The sequence below is a fragment of the Mucilaginibacter sp. P4_G9 genome (assembly GCF_056400985.1).
Genome location: NZ_JBFUKF010000052.1, coordinates 1 through 21,427 on the forward strand (window position 1 = coordinate 1; position 21,427 = coordinate 21,427).

The 21,427-nt window shown below is 44.5% G+C and carries 20 protein-coding genes; 16 read left to right on the top strand and 4 right to left on the bottom strand.

The features are described 5' to 3' along the window. Nucleotides 1-209, top strand: a 209-nt coding sequence (locus AC1DPZ_RS07250; protein WP_477402257.1) for an endonuclease/exonuclease/phosphatase family protein, incomplete at its 5' end; no start/stop codon positions are given. Between the two features lie 118 nt (nucleotides 210-327). Here AC1DPZ_RS07250 and AC1DPZ_RS07255 read toward each other — a convergent pair. Then, on the bottom strand, nucleotides 328-1,497 hold the full coding sequence (locus AC1DPZ_RS07255; RefSeq protein WP_477402259.1) for a hypothetical protein: 1,170 nt from the start codon (nucleotides 1,495-1,497) through the stop codon (nucleotides 328-330). 518 nt (nucleotides 1,498-2,015) lie between these two features. On the opposite strand from AC1DPZ_RS07255, the gene AC1DPZ_RS07260 reads away from it, so the two are divergent. Both AC1DPZ_RS07260 and AC1DPZ_RS07265 read left to right on the top strand, forming a co-directional pair. Then, nucleotides 2,016-2,333: a DUF6660 family protein gene (locus tag AC1DPZ_RS07260; protein WP_477402260.1), complete on the top strand. Its 318-nt coding sequence runs from the start codon at nucleotides 2,016-2,018 to the stop codon at nucleotides 2,331-2,333. A 105-nt stretch (nucleotides 2,334-2,438) separates the two neighbouring features. Next, nucleotides 2,439-4,625: a TonB-dependent receptor gene (locus AC1DPZ_RS07265; RefSeq protein ID WP_477402261.1), complete on the top strand. Its 2,187-nt coding sequence runs from the start codon at nucleotides 2,439-2,441 to the stop codon at nucleotides 4,623-4,625. 314 nt (nucleotides 4,626-4,939) lie between these two features. Here AC1DPZ_RS07265 and AC1DPZ_RS07270 read toward each other — a convergent pair whose 3' ends face one another. Further along, a complete protein-coding gene (locus AC1DPZ_RS07270) occupies nucleotides 4,940-5,332 on the bottom strand; it encodes a DoxX family membrane protein (protein WP_477402263.1) in 393 nt (130 codons plus the stop codon). A gap of 114 nt (nucleotides 5,333-5,446) precedes the next feature. Here AC1DPZ_RS07270 and msrA point away from each other — a divergent pair, with 114 nt between their 5' ends. From msrA to AC1DPZ_RS07290, 4 genes are all read left to right on the top strand, one after another. Further along, a complete protein-coding gene (gene msrA / locus AC1DPZ_RS07275) occupies nucleotides 5,447-5,992 on the top strand; it encodes a peptide-methionine (S)-S-oxide reductase MsrA (RefSeq protein WP_477402265.1) in 546 nt (181 codons plus the stop codon). Nucleotides 5,993-6,357: 365 nt separating this feature from the next. Then, nucleotides 6,358-7,164: a 5'-nucleotidase, lipoprotein e(P4) family gene (locus tag AC1DPZ_RS07280; RefSeq protein WP_477402266.1), complete on the top strand. Its 807-nt coding sequence runs from the start codon at nucleotides 6,358-6,360 to the stop codon at nucleotides 7,162-7,164. Nucleotides 7,165-7,236: 72 nt separating this feature from the next. Beyond that, a complete protein-coding gene (locus AC1DPZ_RS07285) occupies nucleotides 7,237-7,341 on the top strand; it encodes a DUF2256 domain-containing protein (RefSeq protein ID WP_477402267.1) in 105 nt (34 codons plus the stop codon). Nucleotides 7,342-7,410: 69 nt separating this feature from the next. Continuing rightward, nucleotides 7,411-8,724, top strand: a complete 1,314-nt coding sequence (locus AC1DPZ_RS07290) for a DASH family cryptochrome (protein ID WP_477402268.1) — start codon at nucleotides 7,411-7,413, stop codon at nucleotides 8,722-8,724. Between the two features lie 316 nt (nucleotides 8,725-9,040). On the opposite strand, the gene AC1DPZ_RS07295 is transcribed toward AC1DPZ_RS07290, so the two are convergent. Next, nucleotides 9,041-9,256 (bottom strand): hypothetical protein, encoded by a 216-nt coding sequence (locus tag AC1DPZ_RS07295; protein WP_477402270.1) that lies wholly within the window; start codon nucleotides 9,254-9,256, stop codon nucleotides 9,041-9,043. A gap of 259 nt (nucleotides 9,257-9,515) precedes the next feature. Here AC1DPZ_RS07295 and AC1DPZ_RS07300 point away from each other — a divergent pair, with 259 nt between their 5' ends. Next, complete coding sequence (locus tag AC1DPZ_RS07300) at nucleotides 9,516-12,344, top strand: 2-oxoglutarate dehydrogenase E1 component (RefSeq protein ID WP_477402271.1); 2,829 nt, start codon at nucleotides 9,516-9,518, stop codon at nucleotides 12,342-12,344. A 133-nt stretch (nucleotides 12,345-12,477) separates the two neighbouring features. Beyond that, nucleotides 12,478-14,064 (top strand): 2-oxoglutarate dehydrogenase complex dihydrolipoyllysine-residue succinyltransferase, encoded by a 1,587-nt coding sequence (odhB, locus tag AC1DPZ_RS07305; protein WP_477402273.1) that lies wholly within the window; start codon nucleotides 12,478-12,480, stop codon nucleotides 14,062-14,064. Between the two features lie 208 nt (nucleotides 14,065-14,272). Here the strand turns inward: odhB and AC1DPZ_RS07310 are convergent, their stop codons facing one another. Continuing rightward, entirely contained in the window at nucleotides 14,273-15,163 is an 891-nt protein-coding gene (locus tag AC1DPZ_RS07310) for an alpha/beta hydrolase (protein ID WP_477402275.1), read from the bottom strand. A 104-nt stretch (nucleotides 15,164-15,267) separates the two neighbouring features. On the opposite strand from AC1DPZ_RS07310, the gene trxA reads away from it, so the two are divergent. The 7 genes from trxA to AC1DPZ_RS07345 all read left to right on the top strand — a co-directional run bounded on the left by trxA (nucleotide 15,268) and on the right by AC1DPZ_RS07345 (nucleotide 21,399). Beyond that, nucleotides 15,268-15,564: a thioredoxin gene (trxA, locus tag AC1DPZ_RS07315; RefSeq protein ID WP_477402276.1), complete on the top strand. Its 297-nt coding sequence runs from the start codon at nucleotides 15,268-15,270 to the stop codon at nucleotides 15,562-15,564. Between the two features lie 107 nt (nucleotides 15,565-15,671). Beyond that, on the top strand, nucleotides 15,672-16,307 hold the full coding sequence (locus tag AC1DPZ_RS07320) for a TetR family transcriptional regulator C-terminal domain-containing protein (protein WP_477402278.1): 636 nt from the start codon (nucleotides 15,672-15,674) through the stop codon (nucleotides 16,305-16,307). A 21-nt stretch (nucleotides 16,308-16,328) separates the two neighbouring features. Next, entirely contained in the window at nucleotides 16,329-17,696 is a 1,368-nt protein-coding gene (locus AC1DPZ_RS07325) for an ABC1 kinase family protein (protein WP_477402279.1), read from the top strand. A gap of 161 nt (nucleotides 17,697-17,857) precedes the next feature. Continuing rightward, nucleotides 17,858-18,172: a Dabb family protein gene (locus AC1DPZ_RS07330; protein ID WP_477402280.1), complete on the top strand. Its 315-nt coding sequence runs from the start codon at nucleotides 17,858-17,860 to the stop codon at nucleotides 18,170-18,172. Nucleotides 18,173-18,243: 71 nt separating this feature from the next. Then, nucleotides 18,244-19,197, top strand: coding sequence for an NAD(P)H-binding protein (locus AC1DPZ_RS07335; RefSeq protein ID WP_477402281.1), 954 nt, complete (start codon nucleotides 18,244-18,246; stop codon nucleotides 19,195-19,197). Further along, nucleotides 19,194-20,093, top strand: coding sequence for a TIGR01777 family oxidoreductase (locus tag AC1DPZ_RS07340; RefSeq protein WP_477402283.1), 900 nt, complete (start codon nucleotides 19,194-19,196; stop codon nucleotides 20,091-20,093). Before AC1DPZ_RS07335 ends, AC1DPZ_RS07340 begins: the two co-directional genes overlap by 4 nt. Then, nucleotides 20,086-21,399 carry a cryptochrome/photolyase family protein gene (locus AC1DPZ_RS07345; RefSeq protein WP_477402284.1) on the top strand — a complete coding sequence of 438 codons (1,314 nt, stop codon included), beginning with the start codon at nucleotides 20,086-20,088 and terminating at the stop codon, nucleotides 21,397-21,399. The genes AC1DPZ_RS07340 and AC1DPZ_RS07345 overlap by 8 nt, the downstream gene beginning before the upstream one ends. Nucleotides 21,400-21,427 lie beyond the last annotated feature (28 nt).

Here is a 21,427-nt window from a genome sequence, read left to right on the forward strand (position 1 = left end):
ATACTTATCTATCCCAAGTTCAAGGTCAGGAGATGCACCCTACGTTCCATTTGTATAGGCACGAAAATAAGTCTTATCACATTGATTATTGTTTTGTATCAGAGTATTTTTTAGAAAGAATTATGGCCGTGGAAGTTGGAGAATATCAGTATTGGAAAGCTTACAGCGATCATTCACCGTTGATAGTGGAATTTAACATGATGGATTAAATTATTTACGTACACAATTGCCAAGAGAGCGATTAACAATGTTCTGATTTACAGACTCCCTCTGCATAGTTCGCGATTGCTTCGTTCCTCGCAATGACATTTTTTTACAGCCGTTATCCTACAACTCATACGACGATTTCCTACTAATCTCACTCACCAAATCCTTAATCAATTCCCGCCCGCTTTTCCAGCGCTTTAAGCGGTTGGCCTGTTGAATGCCGGGCCTGTCTTTAATTTCGAGATCCGGGTGGTAGTAATCCTGCATAATGGCCTTCATTGCGTTGTGGATGTCATAGGTGCTTCCGGTTAACGCGAGTTCCGGGTTGTTTTTTACCAGGTCGGCCAGGGCATTGGCCATGCTGGTGGCGTAGTAGGGGCAGTCCCAGTCATGGCGATAAGGGTTATCGCCTTTAATATTTACCTTTTGTAGCGGGTGCGAAAGATCTTCTACGATCTCTGCTATCGCCTCGCCAAATACATGCGAATATTCTGTAATAAAATGGTTCCACCAGCGCGGGTGATGGGGCAGCTCCTTGAGCAGGGTATCACAAACCATAACGCGCCGGGGGAAGTCGGGATTTGCCGGGTCCATGATCACCAGGGATGTTCCAAAATGCCCCTCTTCGGGCGAATGCCTGCTGTAGATCACAAAAAATTGCGGCTGTGTTTCACCTGCCTCATGCATGGCGGCTATAAGCACTTTTACATCCTGTAAGCGCTCTTCCAAAAATCCACGTTTAAAAAGCACGTGTAGGTTGCCTGCCGATTTTGCTGTGCAGCGCTTACTGTTTTCGTCAAATACATTCCCGTTTGCCGGGCGGCTGCTAAAATGATTGCCGCTGTTATACCGGATTTGTTCGGATCCGGTGGGGTAGGTACTGATATCCGCGGTATCGCCCGCCTCAGTCTGCTTGTAAGGATGGACCGAGCGGAACGGAACATGCATCCGTTCGCTATCCATCCTGCGGGCAAGGTTATAAATCCGCTGCTCAGTGGGTGCCAGTAAGGGATCTCCGCTTACCGGGTCAAAATAAACAGACCGTGCACGACGGCCCAGGTGGCAGGCAATGGGACGGTTTTTTAACAACCGCTGGATTGGATGCCGCGTATTCAAAAAGAAATCCCGCAAGGCATCATTGGCCAGGTACTCATCCAATGGCTGATCAAACTGGAGCAATGTTTTATCCTCGTGGTTATACACCCATGCACGCAAAAAATTGCGCACTTCCCACTCGAAGCTGCGGTTTGCAGCTTCTGCTATTTCTATAGTGCAAATGGGGTGTTTCATAAACTTCCTGTAGACAAGCAATATCGTAGTAAAAAACGTGATAAAGGTCAAACGATAATCATAATTAATACAAATGCTGTAAATAGTTTTGTCCGGATAATGTTGGGCGTTGCCTGCGGCCGGGCCATCCGTTCATACGCGCACAAGGCATTAGGCGCGGCCCCAACACAAGGCCATTGCGCGGCGGGTATCCACTGCTGTCCCTAACGCTTTTTCTGAACCGGAATTAAACGAATTAAAGAATTAACAGAATTTAAAAGCAAATTCGACAAATTCTAAAAATTCGTTTAATTCCGGTTCAGATAAAATTCTGATTCGGACAAATGCATTAGCGATTGCAGCGGATACCGGCCCGCGCCTAAGGCCTTGTGCGCGTATGAGCGTAAAGCGCGGCCCGCAGGGAATGCCATTATTGGAGTATGGATTAAAGGATAAAGGAACAAGGACTTCATCTATAAAATAAATTCATCCTGCTTACATGGCTTTCACCTATCGCTAAATTATTTACCTTTGCCCCAATGAAATTCCTATGCTACATATCTGCCCTGGTTGTGCTGCTGCTTACGGCAAAGCCATGTTGTGCCGATAATGATTGTAGCATCAAAAACGCTGTTGCAAAAAACACCCCGGCCAAATCATCGCCCAAAGAGAAAGATTGCCAGGGTTGTTCGCCGTTTTTTGCATGCGGCTCATGTACCGGGTTTACCGTTACCAAAGCTATTGACCATACCTTGGTTTTATTGCCCGCAATACCCGTTAAGCATGTTGTTGCTTATAACAGGCCAAATACCGAAGATGTTGCCCTTTCCATCTGGCAACCGCCGCAGATAAGTTAATACAAGCCACCATTACAGCTAAGCAGCTGATTGTTTTTTGTATTCTATTAGCTTTAAGCTTTGTGCTTTCTGCTTTTAGCTTCAACATAACTAATTTCCTTATTTATGAAAAAAATCATAGTGCTTTTTACGGCACTTTTATATACCGCTGTGGCGTATGCCCAGGATACGCTTAAAGCAATTATTAAAGACGCGAAAACTAACGAAACCCTGATTGGTGCAACAGCCATAATACAGGGGATTAATAAAGGGGCTACTACCGATGCTGCCGGTTTAATTACCTTAACAAATATACCCGCAGGCAAACAGGTTATCCGCTTTAGTTATATAGGTTACGAAACCCGGCTGGATACCTTGACATTCCCGCTTACACAAACGGAACCAATGATCATCTTGCTACAGGCTAAAGGCAGTGGCGAAGGTGAGGAGCTGGGCGAAGTTACCGTATCATCCACCCGCAGCAGCCGTACCATTGCCAATATTCCTACCCGGGTGGAGGTTATCTCGGGCGAGGAACTCGACGAAAAAGCCAACATGAAACCCGGTGATATCCGCATGCTGCTTGCCGAAAGTACAGGCATCCAAACGCAGCAAACCTCGGCAACCAGCAATAATTCCAGCATCCGGATCCAGGGACTCGATGGTAAGTATACACAAATTATAAGGGACGGGTTTCCGTTGTACTCCGGCTTTTCGGGTGGCCTGGGCTTGCTGCAAATTGCCCCGCTCGATTTGAAACAGGTTGAAGTGATCAAGGGCTCATCCTCCACGCTGTATGGCGGCGGCGCTATTGCGGGCCTGGTTAACTTAGTATCTAAAACACCAACCGATCAAAGGCAACTCAACTTCCTGTTAAACGGTACTTCGGCATTGGGTTTGGATGCCAGCGGTTTTTATGCGCAGAAGTTTAAAAAAACGGGCGCAACTATATTTGCAGCCTATAATCATGGTACAGCTTATGACCCGGCCAATATCGATTTAACCGCCATCCCAAAGTATAACCGGTTTACGTTTAACCCCAAATTGTTTTTTTACCTGGATGATAAAACCACCCTGGTAACTGGCATCAACAGCACCATAGAGAACCGTATTGGCGGCGACCTGCATTATATTGAGGGCGACGGCAACGCGCAGCACAGTTATTATGAAAAAAATAAAACAGGCAGGTACAGCACACAGGTTGAGCTCGACCGCACTTTGAATGAACGGGAAAAGCTGGTATTTAAAAACAGTGTAAGTTATTTCGACAGGGCTATCAACCTGCCCGATTTCCGGTTTTCGGGGATCCAGTTTTCAACTTATAGTGAAGCAACTTACTCCCGTACAAACGAAAGATCTGACTGGGTTGCAGGATTAAACTATTTATCAGAAAACTTTGCCGAGGATAAAAACAGCGCCTTCCCGCTCAGGAGCTACAACTACAGCACCATAGGTGGTTTTGTGCAAAACACCTGGAATGCCACACAAAAGCTGACTGTTGAAAGCGGCTTACGCGGCGACTATCATAACCGGTACGGCTTTTTCTTGCTGCCCCGTTTGTCCGCTTTGCTGAAGATCAATTCTCATTTTTCAACCCGTTTGGGTGGTGGCCTGGGTTATAAAGCGCCTACAGTATTTACCGAGGATGCCGAACGCATCCAGTTTAGAAATGTATTGCCCGTTGACGTTAAAAACACTACAGCCGAACGGTCATATGGCGCCAATTATGACCTGAATTACCGTACAGGTTTATTTGATGATAAGGTGAGCTTTAGCGTTAATCAATTGTTTTTTTATACGCGGATAGAGAAGCCAATCCTGCTTGCATCGCTGCCCGATGGTAACCTCCAATACCAGCAACCCCGCGGCGACCTGAACACCAAAGGATTGGAAACCAATGTGAAGCTAACCTATGCCGATTTTAAACTGTTTATAGGTTATACGCTGGCCGATGTAACGCAACATACAGGCAACAACATTGCAGCATATCCGTTAGTATCTAAACACAGGCTGAACAACGTACTGGTTTATGAAATAGAGAATAAGTTAAAGATAGGATTGGAAGCCTACTATTTTAGTCCGCAACGCTTAAATGACGGCACCACAGGCAGGGCCTACTGGACAACCGGGTTGATGGCCGAAAAGATCTGGGAGCGGTTTTCCCTGTTCATTAATTTTGAGAACCTGACCGATACCCGGCAAACAAAGTTCGACGCCATTTATACCGGTAGCATAACCAACCCGGTGTTTAAGGATATATACGCCCCTTTGGACGGCTTTGTTGTGAACGGGGGGATAAAGATTAGGTTGTAAACAGGCCCGCTCACTTCTGAGAGAGAATGATGTATATCGCATGGCGGCGACGACTCACCCCGACGAGGCGTTGCCCGTCACCCCTCTCTCCGCTTCGCGCATAGAGGGGATAAAAAAATGCGTTCAACCCTCTTTGCGGCTTTAGCCGGAGAGAGGGTCGGCCAGCGCAGCGTAGCCGGGGTGAGTCTTAGCCGGCGTTCAAAGCCGATGTTTATTTGAACCGGAATCTGTCATTACAGATGCGATAAATATCAAAATTGATTATTAAAAACGCCCCTGATAAGCGCAACGGGGCGTTTCTGCTTAAAAGAACTTTACACAGTTGGCACCGCTGTAAAAATACTTTTATAGTATTTAAAGTAGGCTATGCCCAAAAACAGGTTTAAAATAATTATTCCTAAAGCCATTGGGACACCTGCAGGGGCCAGCATGCTATGAAAAAGAAAAATATTTAACGAAATAGGAAAAAGAGCAAGCACAAACAAAGCAGTGTAACGGTTGATGAGCAAACCGATGCCTGAAGTAATTTCGATAACTTTCATGTATTGGAAAAAGTAACCGGAACCAAACAAACCGCCACTAAAAGCCTGTGCTTTCTCTGACATGGCAGGCTGCGCCATTGGGATAAAATGAAAAAAGAAATTAAAACCAAATACTACAAAGATGAGACCCAGCAATATGCGGGCAATTAATACTGCAATTTTCATAATGTTGAGGTTAAATGTAAGCTTAAACACTAAGTTTGGTAATTTAATTGACATAATCAAATGCTGTTTGTGCCAGGGCATTCAACAGGCATTACTTTTGAGGACACAAATACAATGAATACACAAAAAATAACTTTCGGCAACGGTTGCTTTTGGTGCACCGAAGCCATTTTTCAATCACTTAAAGGCGTGCTGTCAGTAACATCGGGTTACATGGGTGGCCATGTGGATAACCCAACCTACAAACAGGTTTGCACCGGTACAACCGGCCATGCCGAGGTAATAGCGCTGGAGTATGATGCCGATGTACTATCGCTGGATGAACTTTTGCTGGTTTTCTTTAAAACCCATAACCCAACAACGCTTAACCGCCAGGGTAATGATGTGGGCACACAATACCGGTCGGCTATATTTTATACTACCGATGAGCAAAAAGCCGCCGCAGAAGCCATGATCAAAACCCTTACAGACGAAAAAGTTTTTGATAGCCCTATTGTTACCGAAATTACCCCGGCAAGCAAGTTTTACAAAGCCGAAGCATATCACCAAAATTATTTTAACGATAATCCAGGTCAGTCGTATTGCGCGTTTGTTATCCAGCCAAAACTGAATAAATTTGCCAAAGAGTTTACGGATAAAATTAAGCCGGAGCTGCTGTAAAATTAATTGCGGCAATTAACCCAAGGTCATATACGCTTTTTTATCCTATCGTCATTGCGAGTGGTAAAATCCGTGAACTCTGAAGGGGGAATGACGTTACTAAAAGGGCTGTCATGCTGAGCCTGTCGAAGCATAGCGGGCAAAGGCCCCTCCGCACGAGTCTTCGACAGGCTCAGACTGACAGGCCTTTACACCTTGAAAGTCTAATACGTCATGGGTAGGCACGAAGCAATCCCAAACTATACAGATCGGATTTGCAAAGTTACTCTGTAAATCGGGGATTGCTTCGTGCCTCGCAATGACGATCTTTTTTTAACACTGTTTTTAAACTTCTTATCGCACCGGCAAATACATCATCACCCTACATGAAAAAAAGCTACATATTCCCAATGCTGTTGCTGCTGTTCACAGCCTGTGCATCCACAAAAAAAGCTGCTACCGGCAATGCACTTTCCATCACCAACGGCGGTAAAGCATGGGCGTCCATCTGGCAGCAAAGGGCAGCGGAGTACAAGGCTTTGTGTTTCCAGGCCTATAATATAGCCAGGCTGCGGGTTGATGAAGGCGTAAAAAATCCCGGCAGCAAACCGCTGGCCATTGTAACCGATATTGACGAAACCCTGCTTGACAACAGTCCCTATGATGCCGCCAGGGCATTACAGAACCTGGATTACAGTGATGCAACCTGGAAAGGGTGGACGGATAAAGCCATTGCCGATACTGTACCCGGCGCGCCTGCGTTTTTTAAATACGCGGCATCAAAAGGCATAACTATATTTTACATCACCAACCGTAACGAAAACGAGCGGGCCACAACCTTAAAAAATTTGCAATTGTATGGTTTACCCAATGCCGATGATGCACACCTGCAGTTAAAAACAACAACATCAAGCAAAGAGGCCCGCCGGTTAAATGTGTTAAAAACGCATAACATCCTGCTGCTTTGCGGCGATAACCTGCCCGATTTTGATATGCTATATGATAACCACCCACCCCAAGAAAGCCGGGTGGCAACAACGCAAAAGCTGCAGCAGGAATTTGGCAGCCGGTATATTGTAATCCCTAACCCATCATACGGCGATTTTGAGGGAGCACTGTTTCACTTTAATTATAAGCTCACAAACGCTCAAAAGGATTCTGTCATCAAAGCTAATATCAAGACGGATAAGTAGGTTTTATTCAGATATCCGGCATTTTGTGATGGGGATTTCGGATTAATGGCACAGATAGCTTATATTTAGTTTTTGTATGCAAAAAGGTGCTCCATAGCATGTTCCGTTTGCAAAAAGCCCCTCAATTGGCGCAAAAAACCGGGAAAATGTTGGAAAGATGTCAAATATTGCTGCTAAATGTGCAGAAACGGCAAATAAATTGCAAATTTGTAACCTGCATAAATACAGTTAACTCCCTGTTTAACGATGAGTGATAGAACGATACTGGTTTGGTTTAGAAATGACTTGCGCATAAACGATAACGAAATTTTGTTAGAAGCCGTACGCAAGGCAGATAAAGTACTGCCGGTTTATTGTTTTGATCCCTATTATTTTCAGCAAACAGCATCGGGTAATTTTAAAACAGGTAGCTTCAGGGCTCGTTTCCTGTTAGAGGCCGTTGCCGATTTGCGGAAAAATTTGCAGGGTTATGGTGCCGAACTCATCATCAGGATAGGGAACCCTGCCGAAATAATCCCCCAATTGGCTGCCCAATACCAGGTGAATGAGGTTTATCATCACCGCGAGGTGGCTTATGAAGAAACCGAAATATCAGAGCAGGTAGAGACAGCGCTTTGGAAAATGAGACTCAACCTGAAGCATTTTATAGGCCATACCCTATACCATAAGGAGGATCTGCCTTTCCCTATAAAAGACATTCCCGATAGTTTTGCCGTATTTAAAAAGAAGGTGGAACGCGATAGCAATGTACGCCCGTGTGTACCAACGCCCGAACATATTTATACGCCCGAAATTACAGATGCAGGAGAGCTGCCAACCTTACAGCAATTAGGATTGACAGAACCTGTGGATGATCCGCGGGCTACCAACTGTTTCCAGGGGGGCGAAACCGCCGCGCTGCTGCAACTACATAAATATTTTTCAAAAACCGACCTTGCGGTTAAATCAAAAGGGCGTAGTGGTAACATCAATAATTCGTCAAAATTATCGCCATGGATAGCAATTGGCTGTATCTCACTAAGGCAGGTTTATTGGGAAATATTTAAACATAGTCAGGAGGGAAGCACGCCGGGTGTTATGCTCAAACTGGAATTGCTTTGGCGCGATTATTTCAGGTTCATGTTTAAAAAGCATGGGCAAAAATTTATACAAGCCAAAAAAGCCGGGGAAGAAGCGGTGGTATCAGCCGCGGGTGAAGAAGGCTTTTTAAAATGGACGGCAGGTAAAACCGGCGTTCCGTTTATTGATGCCTGCATGCATGAGCTGAATGCCACCGGCTACATCTGCAACCAGTGCAGGCAAATTGCAGCAAGCTACCTGGTAAACGACCTTAAAGCCGACTGGACAAAAGGCGCCACTTATTTTGAAGAAAAACTGATAGACTATTCGCCCGCCAGTAACTGGGGCAACTGGGCCTTTATAGCCGGCGTGAACGACGCCAAAGAAAGCAAATACGCCATAGCCGCTATGCCCCAAAAAGAGCTGGAAAACAAAAGCGATTTTGTGAACACCTGGCAATCATCACTTAAAGATGAGGCCGGTGATTTGGTGGAGGCATAAGTTGCGAAAAAAAAAATTTTGTCATCCTGAGAGCTAAAATCCGGGGACTCTGAAAGGGGGGATGACGTTGCTAAATGGGCTGTCATGCTGAGCCTGTCGAAGCATAGCGGGCAAAGGCCTCTCCGCGCGAGTCTTCGACAGGCTCAGACTGACAGGCCTCCACACCTTGAAAATCGAATACGTCATGGGTAACGCAGTGAAGGATTTCCTCTCCGCCATGCTTCTTCGCCCTGTACAGTCAGCGAACAAGTCCTGAACGCTGTGAAGGATGACAATTGCTCTAACTCAAAAGTACACTTTTTATAAAAATCAGTTATTACCACTGTCTTTCCTGATCTACGTATTCATCAATAACTGTTTTACTCCATAAAGAAGAACCTACTCCGGAGATAGAAGATAGCTTTATTTTCTTTTCTTTGGATTCAGACTTACGAATCAATAACGCAAGTTTTTCTAATAGACTTAGCTGAGCATCCTTGTCAAGGCGCTTTACTTGCAATAAGATGTCATTTACGTTCAAATCTACATTCATATCTATACAAAAATAATAGTATTCTCTGTACATAACATAAAGATGCTATGCTAACCTCGCGGGAGCTAAGTTTATAACATCTTCTAATATAAATTTATGTTGTTATACTCCTTTTAATAATACCAAGCGGTATTTTATCCTCCAAATCACCTGTGTATCATTAAATCAGGATTACAAGTACTCAAATTTCTTTACAATTAATTGTGGAGTATATAAGCCTATATGCTTACTTTTGTACCGTTTTAAAGATCATTTTCACATGGATCGTCTAAATTATATTAATAGCGGCAACGCAGACTACATCAATTCCTTATACGAAGCATACAAACAGGACCCCGAATCGGTAGATTATGGATGGCAAAAGTTTTTCGAAGGTTTTGAATTTAACCTAAATACCAACGCGACCGGCACGGTTGCAACATCGGCAGCCCCGGCAATTGGTGATGAAACGCACGATCACTTTTTAAAAGAGATCAATGTGTTGAACATGATCCATGGATACCGTTCACGCGGGCACCTGTTTGCCAAAACCAACCCTGTGCGCGAGCGCCGCCACTATTACCCTGGTAAAGAACTGGAAACATTTGGCCTGAACGAGGGCGACCTGGATACGGTTTTTAACGCTGGTGTTGAAGTTGGCCTGGGTGCAGCCAAACTGCGCGACATTCGCCAGCTGCTGGAAGATACCTATTGCCAGGCCATCGGTGCCGAGTACAGGTACATCCGCAATCCTATCAAGATTAAATGGTTTGAGGATAGGATGGAGAAGCATCGCAATACGCCTTCATTCACCAACGACGAGAAAAAGCTGATGCTGAATAAGCTGAACGAGGCTGTAACTTTCGAGAATTTTTTGGGTACCAAGTTCCTGGGTCAAAAACGTTTCTCGCTCGAAGGAGCAGAGGCGCTGATCCCCTCACTGGATTCGGTTATTAAAAAAGGCGCCGACCTGGGTATCGAGGAGTTTATCATTGGTATGGCTCACCGCGGCCGTTTAAACGTGCTTACCAACATCATGGAGAAAACCTATAAAGAGGTGTTCTCTGAGTTTGAAGGCAAAAACTTTGATTCTGAATCACCTTTTGGCGGCGATGTTAAATACCACTTAGGTTTTTCTACCGATGTAATTACATCAAACGGTAAAAAAGTACACTTAAGCTTGTGTCCTAACCCATCGCACTTAGAGGCGGTTGACCCGGTTGTTGAAGGGATTACCCGTTCAAAGATCGACTTTAAATACAATGGCGATCATTCCAAGATAGCCCCTATATTGATCCATGGCGATGCCTCAGTTGCAGGCCAGGGTATTGTTTACGAAGTTTTACAAATGGAAAAACTTGATGGCTACCGCACCGGCGGCACCATTCACCTGGTTATTAATAACCAGATAGGTTTTACCACCAACTATAAAGATGCCCGTTCAAGTACCTATTGTACCGATGTGGCTAAAACTGTACTATCTCCCGTGTTTCACGTAAATGGTGATGATGTGGAGGCTTTGGCCTATGTAGTTAACCTGGCCATGGAGTACAGGCAGGTATTTAACGAGGATGTGTTTATTGATATTCTTTGTTATCGCCGTTATGGCCATAACGAGGCTGATGAACCAAAATTTACCCAGCCATTATTGTACAAGGCTATTGAAGCGCATCCCAACCCGTTGAAAATTTACAACCAGAAATTGATAGCCGAAGGCAGCATTGATGCCGAACTGCTTAAATCAATGGAGAAAACTTTCAGAGACGAGCTGCAGCAAAAGCTGGATGAATCAAAAGCCGAAGATAAGTTTACCGATACCATCGCCATGTTTGAAGGTGCCTGGAGCGGTTTACACCTGGCCAGTCACAAAGAATTTGTTCGCACGGTTGAAACATCGGTACCGGAAGAAGAATTATTGGAAATAGGTAACAAAATAACCACGTTGCCGCCAAACAAAGAGTTTTTTAAAAAGATAGAAAAACTGTTTGAAGACCGTAACGCCATGGTTAACAAAACCCGGGTATTTGACTGGGCTATGGGCGAATTACTGGCCTACGGTACTTTGCTAAAAGATGGTTACCCCATCAGGTTAAGCGGCGAGGACGTAAAACGCGGAACATTTTCGCACCGTCACGCGGTGTTAACCTTGGCCGAATCTGAAGATGAGTATACGCCGCTTGCTACTATAGAAACAGAAGCAAAGCTGAGCATTTACAACTCTTTACTATCCGAATATGGTGTTTTAGGTTTTGAATATGGCTACGCCCTGGCAAACCCTAATGCGCTTACCATATGGGAAGCCCAGTTTGGCGATTTCTTTAACGGTGCGCAAATTATTGTTGACCAGTATATTGCCAGTGCCGAAACCAAATGGCAGCGTGGTAATGGTTTGGTAATGTTGCTGCCGCATGGTTATGAAGGCCAGGGTCCGGAGCATTCATCAGCACGCGTAGAGCGCTTTATGGAGCTTTGCGCCGATGATAATATCCAGGTTGCAAACTGTACTACACCTGCAAACTTCTTCCATATTTTAAGGAGACAGATGCACCGTGATTTCCGTAAGCCACTCATCATATTTACGCCAAAGAGCTTGTTGCGTAGCCCTAAATGCGTATCGCCGATTGAGGATTTTACCAGTGGTAAATTCCATGAGCTATTTGACGATACTTACGCTGATGCCAAAAAGGTAAAACGGGTATTACTATGTACCGGTAAGGTTTATTACGATTTGTTGGAGAAACAACAGACTGATAAACGCAATGATGTAGCTATTGTACGCGTTGAGCAATTGTACCCGACACCGGTTACCCAGATCCTGAAGATTAAGGCGAAATATGATAAAGCAACCGAGTTTATCTGGGTACAGGAAGAGCCGGAGAATATGGGTGCATGGCCATACATTTGTCGCAAGTTTCATAACGATAAGGTGATTAACCTGAACGTGATCTCGCGTAATGAAGGCAGTAGTACAGCAACAGGTTTTGCCAAACAACATGCCGCGCAACAGCTGTACATTGTTTCAAAAGCATTTGAAGCACCTGCGGGCAAAGTGGTAAAAGAAGCAATAAAAAAAACAGCCAAAAAAATGGCTGATGCCGGAGCGGATTGATAATTTCGGTTGCGGGTTGCGGGTATCGTGTTGCGGGTAAGAAAACCCCGGCACCCGAACCTCGTAACACGATACCCGCAACCCAAACCTCACACCCGCAACGATAAAATATATAAATCTACAATACTAAAATATGAGTTTAGCGATCAAAGTACCTACCGTAGGTGAATCAATAACAGAAGTAACCCTATCAAGCTGGATTAAAAAGGACGGCGATCACGTGGAAATGGATGAGGTTATTGCCGAATTAGAATCGGATAAGGCTACTTTTGAACTTACTGCCGAGCGTGCAGGTACTTTACAAACAGTTGCCAAAGAAGGCGATACTTTAGCTATTGGCGCACTGGTTGCCAATATTGAAGAAGGAGCCGGTGCTGCTGCTCCGGCAGCACAGCCGCAGCCTGAAGTTGTAGCCAATGCTCCTGCACCTGCCCCTGTGGCCGAAGCAGCGCCTGCCGCTACTCCTGCACCCGCAACAGGTGGCGGTTCTTTAGAAATTAAAGTCCCAACTGTTGGTGAGTCTATTACAGAAGTAACCTTATCGCGCTGGATAAAAAAAGACGGTGATGCCGTTGAAATGGATGAAGCCATTGCCGAACTGGAATCAGACAAAGCAACTTTTGAACTGACTGCCGAGAAAGCCGGGATATTAAAAACTATAGCCAAAGAAGGCGATGTACTACCTATTGGCGCGGTAGTTTGTACCATTGAAGGTGCAGCCGCTGCAAAACCCGCTGCTGTGCATGTTACGCCAGATGTGGTTATTGCTACCGATGAGTCGCCGCGTGGTGGTGGCGCCGGTACTTCTGGTGGTAAAACTTATGCATCGGGTACACCTTCACCCGCTGCTGCAAAAATATTAGCCGAAAAAGGCGTTGATCCTAACGGGGTAAACGGTACCGGCGTTGATGGCCGCATCACTAAAGGCGATGCGCTTGGTGCACAGGCCGCACCTGCCCAGCCAGCTGCTAAACCGGCTGCTGCTCCAGCTCCTGCCGCTGCACCTGTTGCAGCCGGCGAGAGAAGCGAAAAACGCGAGAAAATGACCTCGCTGCGTAAAACTGTTGCCAAACGCCTGGTTGCCGTTAAAAATGAAACAGCCATGCTTACCACCTTTAACGAAGTGGATATGCAACCCATCATGGAACTGCGCGGTAAGTATAAAGATAAATTTAAAGAGAAACACGGCGTAGGCCTGGGCTTCATGTCCTTCTTCACCAAAGCGGTTACCGAAGCTTTGAAAGACTGGCCTGCTGTTGGCGCCCGTATTGAGGGCGAAGAGGTTGTTTACAGCAACTTTGCCGATATCTCGATAGCTGTATCGGCCCCTAAAGGTTTGGTAGTTCCGGTAATCCGTAACGCAGATAGCATGAGCCTTGCCGAAATTGAAAAGGCAATTGTTGTATTAGCAGGCAAAGCCCGCGAAAACAAACTAACTATACCAGAAATGACAGGTGGTACTTTCACCATCACCAACGGCGGTGTGTTTGGTTCCATGATGTCTACCCCAATATTAAACTCGCCTCAGTCTGCTATATTAGGTATGCACAATATTATTGAGCGCCCGGTTGCCGTAAACGGGCAAGTGGTTATCCGCCCGATGATGTACCTGGCCCTGTCATATGATCACCGCATCATTGATGGCCGCGAATCGGTAAGCTTCCTGGTACGTGTAAAACAATTACTGGAAGATCCTGCAAGATTGTTATTAGGGGTATAAATTACTCCATTATCGATATTAAAAAAGCCTGGTGAAAACCGGGCTTTTTTAATGAAAAAGAAAACTTTTTAAATTGAGAAACGTCCTTCATTTTTCTCGATTTTTCTCAATTTCTTTTGCACTTTTTTTGCATATTTATTGATATAATCAGCATTTTTCTGCCATTTTATAGCTAAAAAGCGGCTTTAAGAAGTTTTTTGGGAAATAATCAATGCAAAATCTTCTTGCGCTCTTTACTAACCGGGTTGAGGTAATTATTATCGGCCAGCCAGTCGGCCAAACGCTGCGGCCAGGTGCTGATGGATTGCAGCTTTGAGCGGTTACCCATATTAAACCCATGACCGCCCTGTGTAAAAATATGCACCTCGATGGGCACTTTGGCATCCCGGTACTTTTGCAGCAGGCTCACCACCGGTACGGCGCAGCAGGGGTCGTCATTGGCGGCAAGTAAAAAGGCAGGCGGGGCATCCGCGGGGATCACATCAGGTATATACAGCGGCCCCGGATAGATCTGGATCACAAACCCCGGCTTCGCATTCAGGCGGTCGATAGGGTCGGCGGCAGCGGGATCGCCTTTGCCATCGCCAAAGGCTACCATATCCACAACCTCGCCCCCGGCCGAAAAGCCCATCATACCTATACGGTTGGTATCCAGGCCATATTCAGTTGCTTTACTGCGTACCAGGCGCATAGCGCGATAGCCATCCTGCCTGGCATGCACATCAATTTTATAGGGCGAAAGGGTATCCCGGCCCAAACGGTATTTCAGCACAAAAACAGTGATGCCCAGGTTGTTGAGGTATTTAGCTGGCTCTACCCCCTCGGCTGTATAAACCAGCAAACGATGACCGCCACCGGGGCATATTACCACGGCAGCGCCATTAGCTTTGCCTGCTGGAGGTAAAAACACTGTAAGCGAAGGGTTATGGATGTTCTTCACCCAATAATCCTTTGCCTGTTCTGGTTCATTCCGCCGGTTCTCGAACCCGGGGGCACCCTTCGGCCAAAGCGGGATCACAGCAGGCTTTTCTTGTGCCAATACAGCAAATGGGGCTGCAAATAGCAGCAGGCATAGGTAAAGGGCGAGTTTTGTTTGCATAAAGTAAATATAGTTTATAGTTGATATTTCAAAGTTCATTGGCTTAAACTTTTATGTAACTTAATAGTTATAAAAAAGGATCATAGATCGTTAACTAAAATAATATGGCAAATTTCCAGGAAATTATAGCATCAGAGATACCAGTATYGGTTGACTTTTCGGCTGAGTGGTGCGGCCCTTGCAAAATGATGCCACCAATTTTGCAGGATGTAAAGCACGCCCTTGGCGATAAGGTAAAGATCATCAAAATAGATATCGACAAAAACCCGCAGGCTGCAAGCGCCTACAAGGTACAAAGTGTGCCAACACTCATGATATTCCAAAACGGCCAAACCAAATGGCGCCAAAGCGGCGTTGTACAGGCCAGGGACCTGCAGCGGACGATAGAGATGTTTATATAAGCCTTAGTCCTGCCTCTTAAAAGGAGAGGGGCTACGTGAGGCTTCCATGACAAATAGTTCATACTATGTATGTAACTTTAACGTATAATATTAAAAGCAAACCCACTATGGCAACTATCGAAAGCATCCAGAACGCGTATATTGATTATGTACTTACCGAAGGCTCGCAACCAAAATCGGTATACATATTTGCTAAACAAAATGAAATGACCGAGGCTGAATTTTACCAGCTCTTTGGTTCGTTTGAGGCGGTAGAGCAATCTATTTGGGCTGGTTTTGCCACAAAAACGTTAGCCGAAATAAGGGCCCAGGAAGTTTGGGGACAATATAGCGCCCGTGAAAAAGCCTTATCATTTTTTTACGGCTTTTTTGAGTTGCTTAAAGGCAGCCGCAGTTTTGCTATTTACACTATAAACAAACAGCCTAAAGGGTTTACTACACCGCGTGTTTTTGAGCGCCTGAAAGATATTTATGAAAATTTTGCTGATGAAATCCTGAAAGAAGGCATTGAAACAACGGAACTTACCGACCGCAAATTTTTCAGTAAACGCTATAAAGATGCACTGTGGATTCAGTTTGTATTTGTGCTAAACTTTTGGGTGAATGATAATTCAGCCGGGTTCGAGAAAACCGATGAGGCTATTGAAAAAGGTGTAAATGTAACGTTCGACTTGTTCCAACGCTCACCTATCGACAACCTTTTTGAGTACGGCAAATTCCTGGTAAAAAATGGCAGGATTTAAGATGAGATTTTAGAAATCATTATGACAGATAATAAAAAAGATCTTCTATCGAAAGATGGAGGAGATTTGCAGGGGGCTGCTCCCGAACAAAACAGCATACCAACTACCAAAGCAGAACGTTCGGCCAGGTTTGTAAAAACAGGGTTTAAAATAGGGGGCAACTATATAAAGCATTATTCAAAAAAACTGTTCAACCCCGGTATGGATAAATCCGAATTGAATGAGGATAATGCTGCAGATATCTATCAGTCGTTAAGCGAACTTAAGGGAAGCGCACTTAAGGTTGCTCAAATGCTCAGCATGGATAAAAACCTGTTGCCCCAGGCTTATGTAGATAAATTCACACAATCGCAATACAATGCCCCACCGCTTTCGGGGCCGCTGATTGTGCAAACATTTAAAAAATATTTCGGCAAAAATCCAGAACAGATCTATGATAAGTTCAATATCCGGTCGACCAATGCTGCATCAATAGGCCAGGTTCACCAGGCCGAACTGAATGGTAAAAAACTGGCCGTAAAGATCCAGTATCCCGGAGTAGGCGATTCTATATCATCCGACCTGAAACTCATCAAACCCTTTGCTTTCCGCATGTTGGGCATGAGTGAAAAGGAACTGGATGTTTACATGCGCGAAGTTGAGGAACGCCTGCTGGAAGAAACCGACTACGAGCTGGAAGTACGCCGCTCCATCGAGTTCTCGACCGCCTGCGCCAACCTGGATAATGTGGTTTTTCCTGAATACTACCCCGAACTATCCAGCAAGCGCATTATTACTATGGACTGGCTGGAAGGGAAACACCTTAAAGAATTTTTGGCTACCAACCCATCACAGGACTTGCGTAACCGGATAGGCCAGGCTTTATGGGATTTTTACAATTTTCAGCAACACGAATTGCGGGCTGTACATGCCGATCCGCATCCCGGTAATTTTATGATCACCCCGGAAGGTAAACTTGGTGTTATTGACTTTGGCTGCATAAAAGAGATGCCCGAAGATTTTTACTATCCATTCTTCTCGCTCACATCTACCAATCTGCTTGATAATAAGGAAGAAACTATCAAGGCTTTCCGCCAGCTGGATATGATCCGTAAAAATGATACCCCGGCACAGGTAGCGTTTTTTTACACCCAGTACAAGGAGATGATCAGTCTGTTTGCTTTGCCTTATATTGATACCCATTTTGATTTTAGCAAAAAGGAGTTTTTTGAAAAGCTCTTCAGCTTTGGCGAGCGGCTTTCAAAAATGCCCGAGTTTAAGCAGGCCCGCGGGGTTAAGCATTTTATTTATGTAAACCGTACTAATTTTGGCTTGTATAATATTTTACATGAGCTTAAGGCCGAGGTGAAAACGGATACATTTAAGCCGCATGTAGTGTTGGAGTATTGAGTGGGTATGGATACTCCTTCGCTATTCTAAGCGATAGTAGTGAATCAAATTGTCAACATATAAAATCTGCGTATATATCTTCCACAGGTTAGGATGATAAAATTTTAAGCTTGCAATCAATTATCTAATTTTTAATTTAGCATTAAATCTCAAATACTACCATGCCATTACTCCAAAACACCTTTGTTCACCATGTACATTTCTGGCTAAAAAATAAGACCGATAAGGATAAACTGATTGAGGGCTTAAACATATTGAAACCTATAGCCCATATCCGCGACATGCATATAGGCGTACCTGCCAACACCAACCGCGATGTGATTGATCGTTCATATGATGTTTCCTTATTGCTTTTGTTTGATTCGCCGGAGTTACAGGAAGCTTACCAGGTTGATCCTACCCATGTTATTTTTGCTGAGCACTATGCCAAGCCACTATGCAGCAAAGTTGTTGTTGTGGATAGTATTAATATATAGCCAGGCAGCTTAAAATACATTGTAGCATAACCCAATTAAAACACCCTGCGTTTTTGGTTGTTGCACATAACATGAAGGTATTACTTGCAGGCACCAATGGTTATATAAGTACAAAGCTTATACCTGTTTTGCTGGAGAAAGGCCATGATGTAATTTGCCTTGTGCGCGATAAACGCCGCTTTAATGAACACAACGACTTTAGCAGGCAAGTAACTGTTATGACCGGAGATTTGCTTAAAGAATCGAGTATAGAAGCCTTTCCTGAAGATATTGATGCGGCTTATTACCAGGTGCATTCCATGTCGCAGGCACAAGATTTTGCTGCATTGGAAGTATTATCGGCCTATAACTTTATTCATGCGCTGGATAAAACCAACTGCAGGCAAACAATATTTTTAAGTGGCATCGGTAACGATGATAATCGTTCCACACATCCCGAATCGCGCAGGCATGTAGAGGACGTTTTAAAGAAAGGCAAACCGGCGCTTACTGTGTTAAGGACGGGCCCAATCATCGGTCAGGGCAGTGCATCGTTCGAGATTATTCGTGATCTTACCGAAAAATTTCCTGTAATGGCCGGTGCCAGGTGGATGAATACCCGTTGCCAGCCAATTGCCATTTGTGATGTGCTGGGCTACCTGGAAAGTGTAATGCTCAATGAAAGAACGTTTAATAAAACCTTTGACATCGGCGGGGGCGATATTTTAACTTTTAAAGAGATGATGCTTACTTATGCCAAAGTGCGCCATCTTAAAAGATATATTATTAGCATTCCATTTCTGTCGCCAAAAATATCATCATATTGGCTATCCCTTATAACTTCTACGGGTTATGTGATGGCCCAAAACCTGGTAAATAGCATGAAGCACGAAACCATTGTGCATAATCATAGTATAGATCATATAATACTACGACAGTGCCTAACCTACGAGGAGGCTCTTAAACTTGCGTTCGTTTCCGTGCAACCAATAAGTAACGCAATGAAAAGCAAAGAACTATTAACCAATGAACAAGTGAATCAATGAATATATTAATAACAGGAGGTTCCGGTGGATTGGGTAAGCGGCTTAGTAAGTTATTGTTGGCGAAGGACCATTCGGTAAGTTTTTTGAGCAGGAATCCCGCAAAGGATATAGATATTAAAACCTTTATCTGGGATGTGAATAAAGGTACTATTGATGAGCATTGCATTGATGGAGTAGATACTATTGTCCACCTTGCCGGGGCTGGTATTGCCGATAAACGCTGGACAGATCAGCGTAAAAAAGAAATAGTAGAAAGCCGTACCAAATCAATCGCCCTGGTATATAATCTTCTTAAAGGCCGGGCAAACAAGGTTACATCGATTATATCCGCATCGGGAATTGGTTATTATAGTGATAGAGGCGAGGAATTATTGACAGAAACCAGTGCCCCAAAAACTGATTTTCTATCGCAATGCTGTGTTGATTGGGAAGCCGCTGTTGATGAAGGTGATAAATTAGGTCTTCGCGTAGTAAAGTTCCGTACCGGTGTAGTATTGGATAAAGATGCCGGGGCATTGCCTGCGCTGGCCTCGCCGGTAAAGCTTTACATCGGTTCGCCAATTAGCAGCGGTAAACAATGGATCTCCYGGATCCATTGGCAGGATGCAATTGATATGTACCTGTTTGCTATAGAAAATAAGGAGCTGAAAGGTGTTTTTAATATGGTGGCACCTAACCCGGTGACCAATGCTCAAATGATAAAGGCAGTGGCTAAACAATTACATAAACCTACGTGGGCGCCAAATGTGCCTRCATTTGTGCTGAAATTGATGTTGGGCGAAATGAGCAGCTTGGTTTTAGGAAGCACCAAAGTTGCCGACAAAAAAATTAAAGATGCTGGTTTCAGTTTTAAATATGCTGAAGTGACGGAAGCATTAAAGGAAATATATGGATAATAATATCCCGGTAACCATTTTCTGGTTCCGTCGTGATCTGCGCTTAAATGACAATGCCGGTTTATACCACGCCTTAAAAAGTGGCAAACCTGTTTTGCCTTTGTTTATTTTCGACAGGGAGATATTAGACAAGCTGGAAGATAAGGATGATGCCCGGGTAACCTTTATTTATAACACAATTGAAACGCTGCATCATGAACTGCATAAATACGGCAGCAGCTTGTTGGTAATTTATGATAAGGCCACCCATGCCTGGGATAAGGTTATTAACGAGCATAACATAGCGGCGGTTTACACCAATCATGATTATGAACCATATGCTGCCAGGCGCGATGATGCCGTAAGGGAAAAGCTAAAAATGCATAGTATAAACTTCAGAACCTTTAAAGACCAGGTAATATTTGAAAAAAAAGAAGTAGCCAAAGATGATGGGAAGCCTTATACTGTTTATACTCCTTACCGGCGTAAATGGTACGCCACACTTAAGCCGTTTTACCTGAGGGCTTACCCTACCGGAAAATATTTAATAAACCTGGTAAAAACCCAGGCGCTGGTGATACCAGAATTAAGGGAAATAGGCTTTGAAAAAAGTGCAAGGCGCTTTCCCGTTCAGGAGTACAAAAATGTTATCAGCGATTATGCCGATAAACGCGATTTTCCGGCTATTAAGGGCACATCACATATTGGGCTGCATTTGCGTTTCGGCACGTTGAGCATACGGGAGTTAGCCAAAACGGCATATGGCCATAGTGATAAAACGTGGCTTGATGAGCTTATATGGCGCGAGTTTTATATGATGATATTGCACCATTTCCCAGATACTATGGATCACGCCTTTCGCCCGGAGTATGACCGCATAAAATGGGTTAATAACGAGGCCCAATTTAAAGCCTGGTGCGAAGGTCAAACCGGTTACCCTATAATTGATGCTGGCATGCGCGAGCTGAATGCTACAGGCTTTATGCACAACCGGGTACGTATGATAGTGGCCAGCTTTTTAAGTAAAGATCTGCTGATAGACTGGCGTTGGGGCGAACAATACTTTGCCCGCAAGCTGTTGGATTATGAAATGGCCAGCAATGTTGGTGGCTGGCAATGGGCTGCAGGCTCAGGTACCGATGCCGCGCCATACTTCAGGATCTTTAATCCTGAAGCGCAAACTAAAAAATTCGATCCGGATCTGAAATACATAAAGAAATGGGTTCCGGAATATGCTGACTTTAGCAAATACCCGAAACCCATTATTGATCACGCGTTTGCACGTGAACGTTGTTTGAACGCCTTTAAAGAGGCTTTAGCTAAGTAATATTAGTTAGTTACCGTAACTATTGTAA

Bases quoted from the DNA above. Each gene is read 5' to 3' on its own strand.
- AC1DPZ_RS07260 (WP_477402260.1), top strand. From the start codon at position 2,016: ATGAAATTCCTATGCTACATATCTGCCCTGGTTGTGCTGCTGCTTACG.
- AC1DPZ_RS07255 (WP_477402259.1), bottom strand. From the start codon at position 1,497: ATGAAACACCCCATTTGCACTATAGAAATAGCAGAAGCTGCAAACCGC.
- AC1DPZ_RS07325 (WP_477402279.1), top strand. From the start codon at position 16,329: ATGACAGATAATAAAAAAGATCTTCTATCGAAAGATGGAGGAGATTTG.
- msrA (WP_477402265.1), top strand. From the start codon at position 5,447: ATGAATACACAAAAAATAACTTTCGGCAACGGTTGCTTTTGGTGCACC.
- AC1DPZ_RS07335 (WP_477402281.1), top strand. From the start codon at position 18,244: ATGAAGGTATTACTTGCAGGCACCAATGGTTATATAAGTACAAAGCTT.
- odhB (WP_477402273.1), top strand. From the start codon at position 12,478: ATGAGTTTAGCGATCAAAGTACCTACCGTAGGTGAATCAATAACAGAA.
- AC1DPZ_RS07265 (WP_477402261.1), top strand. From the start codon at position 2,439: ATGAAAAAAATCATAGTGCTTTTTACGGCACTTTTATATACCGCTGTG.
- AC1DPZ_RS07345 (WP_477402284.1), top strand. From the start codon at position 20,086: ATGGATAATAATATCCCGGTAACCATTTTCTGGTTCCGTCGTGATCTG.
- AC1DPZ_RS07300 (WP_477402271.1), top strand. From the start codon at position 9,516: ATGGATCGTCTAAATTATATTAATAGCGGCAACGCAGACTACATCAAT.
- AC1DPZ_RS07330 (WP_477402280.1), top strand. From the start codon at position 17,858: ATGCCATTACTCCAAAACACCTTTGTTCACCATGTACATTTCTGGCTA.
- AC1DPZ_RS07295 (WP_477402270.1), bottom strand. From the start codon at position 9,256: ATGAATGTAGATTTGAACGTAAATGACATCTTATTGCAAGTAAAGCGC.
- AC1DPZ_RS07320 (WP_477402278.1), top strand. From the start codon at position 15,672: ATGGCAACTATCGAAAGCATCCAGAACGCGTATATTGATTATGTACTT.
- AC1DPZ_RS07280 (WP_477402266.1), top strand. From the start codon at position 6,358: ATGAAAAAAAGCTACATATTCCCAATGCTGTTGCTGCTGTTCACAGCC.
- AC1DPZ_RS07290 (WP_477402268.1), top strand. From the start codon at position 7,411: ATGAGTGATAGAACGATACTGGTTTGGTTTAGAAATGACTTGCGCATA.
- AC1DPZ_RS07270 (WP_477402263.1), bottom strand. From the start codon at position 5,332: ATGAAAATTGCAGTATTAATTGCCCGCATATTGCTGGGTCTCATCTTT.
- AC1DPZ_RS07310 (WP_477402275.1), bottom strand. From the start codon at position 15,163: ATGCAAACAAAACTCGCCCTTTACCTATGCCTGCTGCTATTTGCAGCC.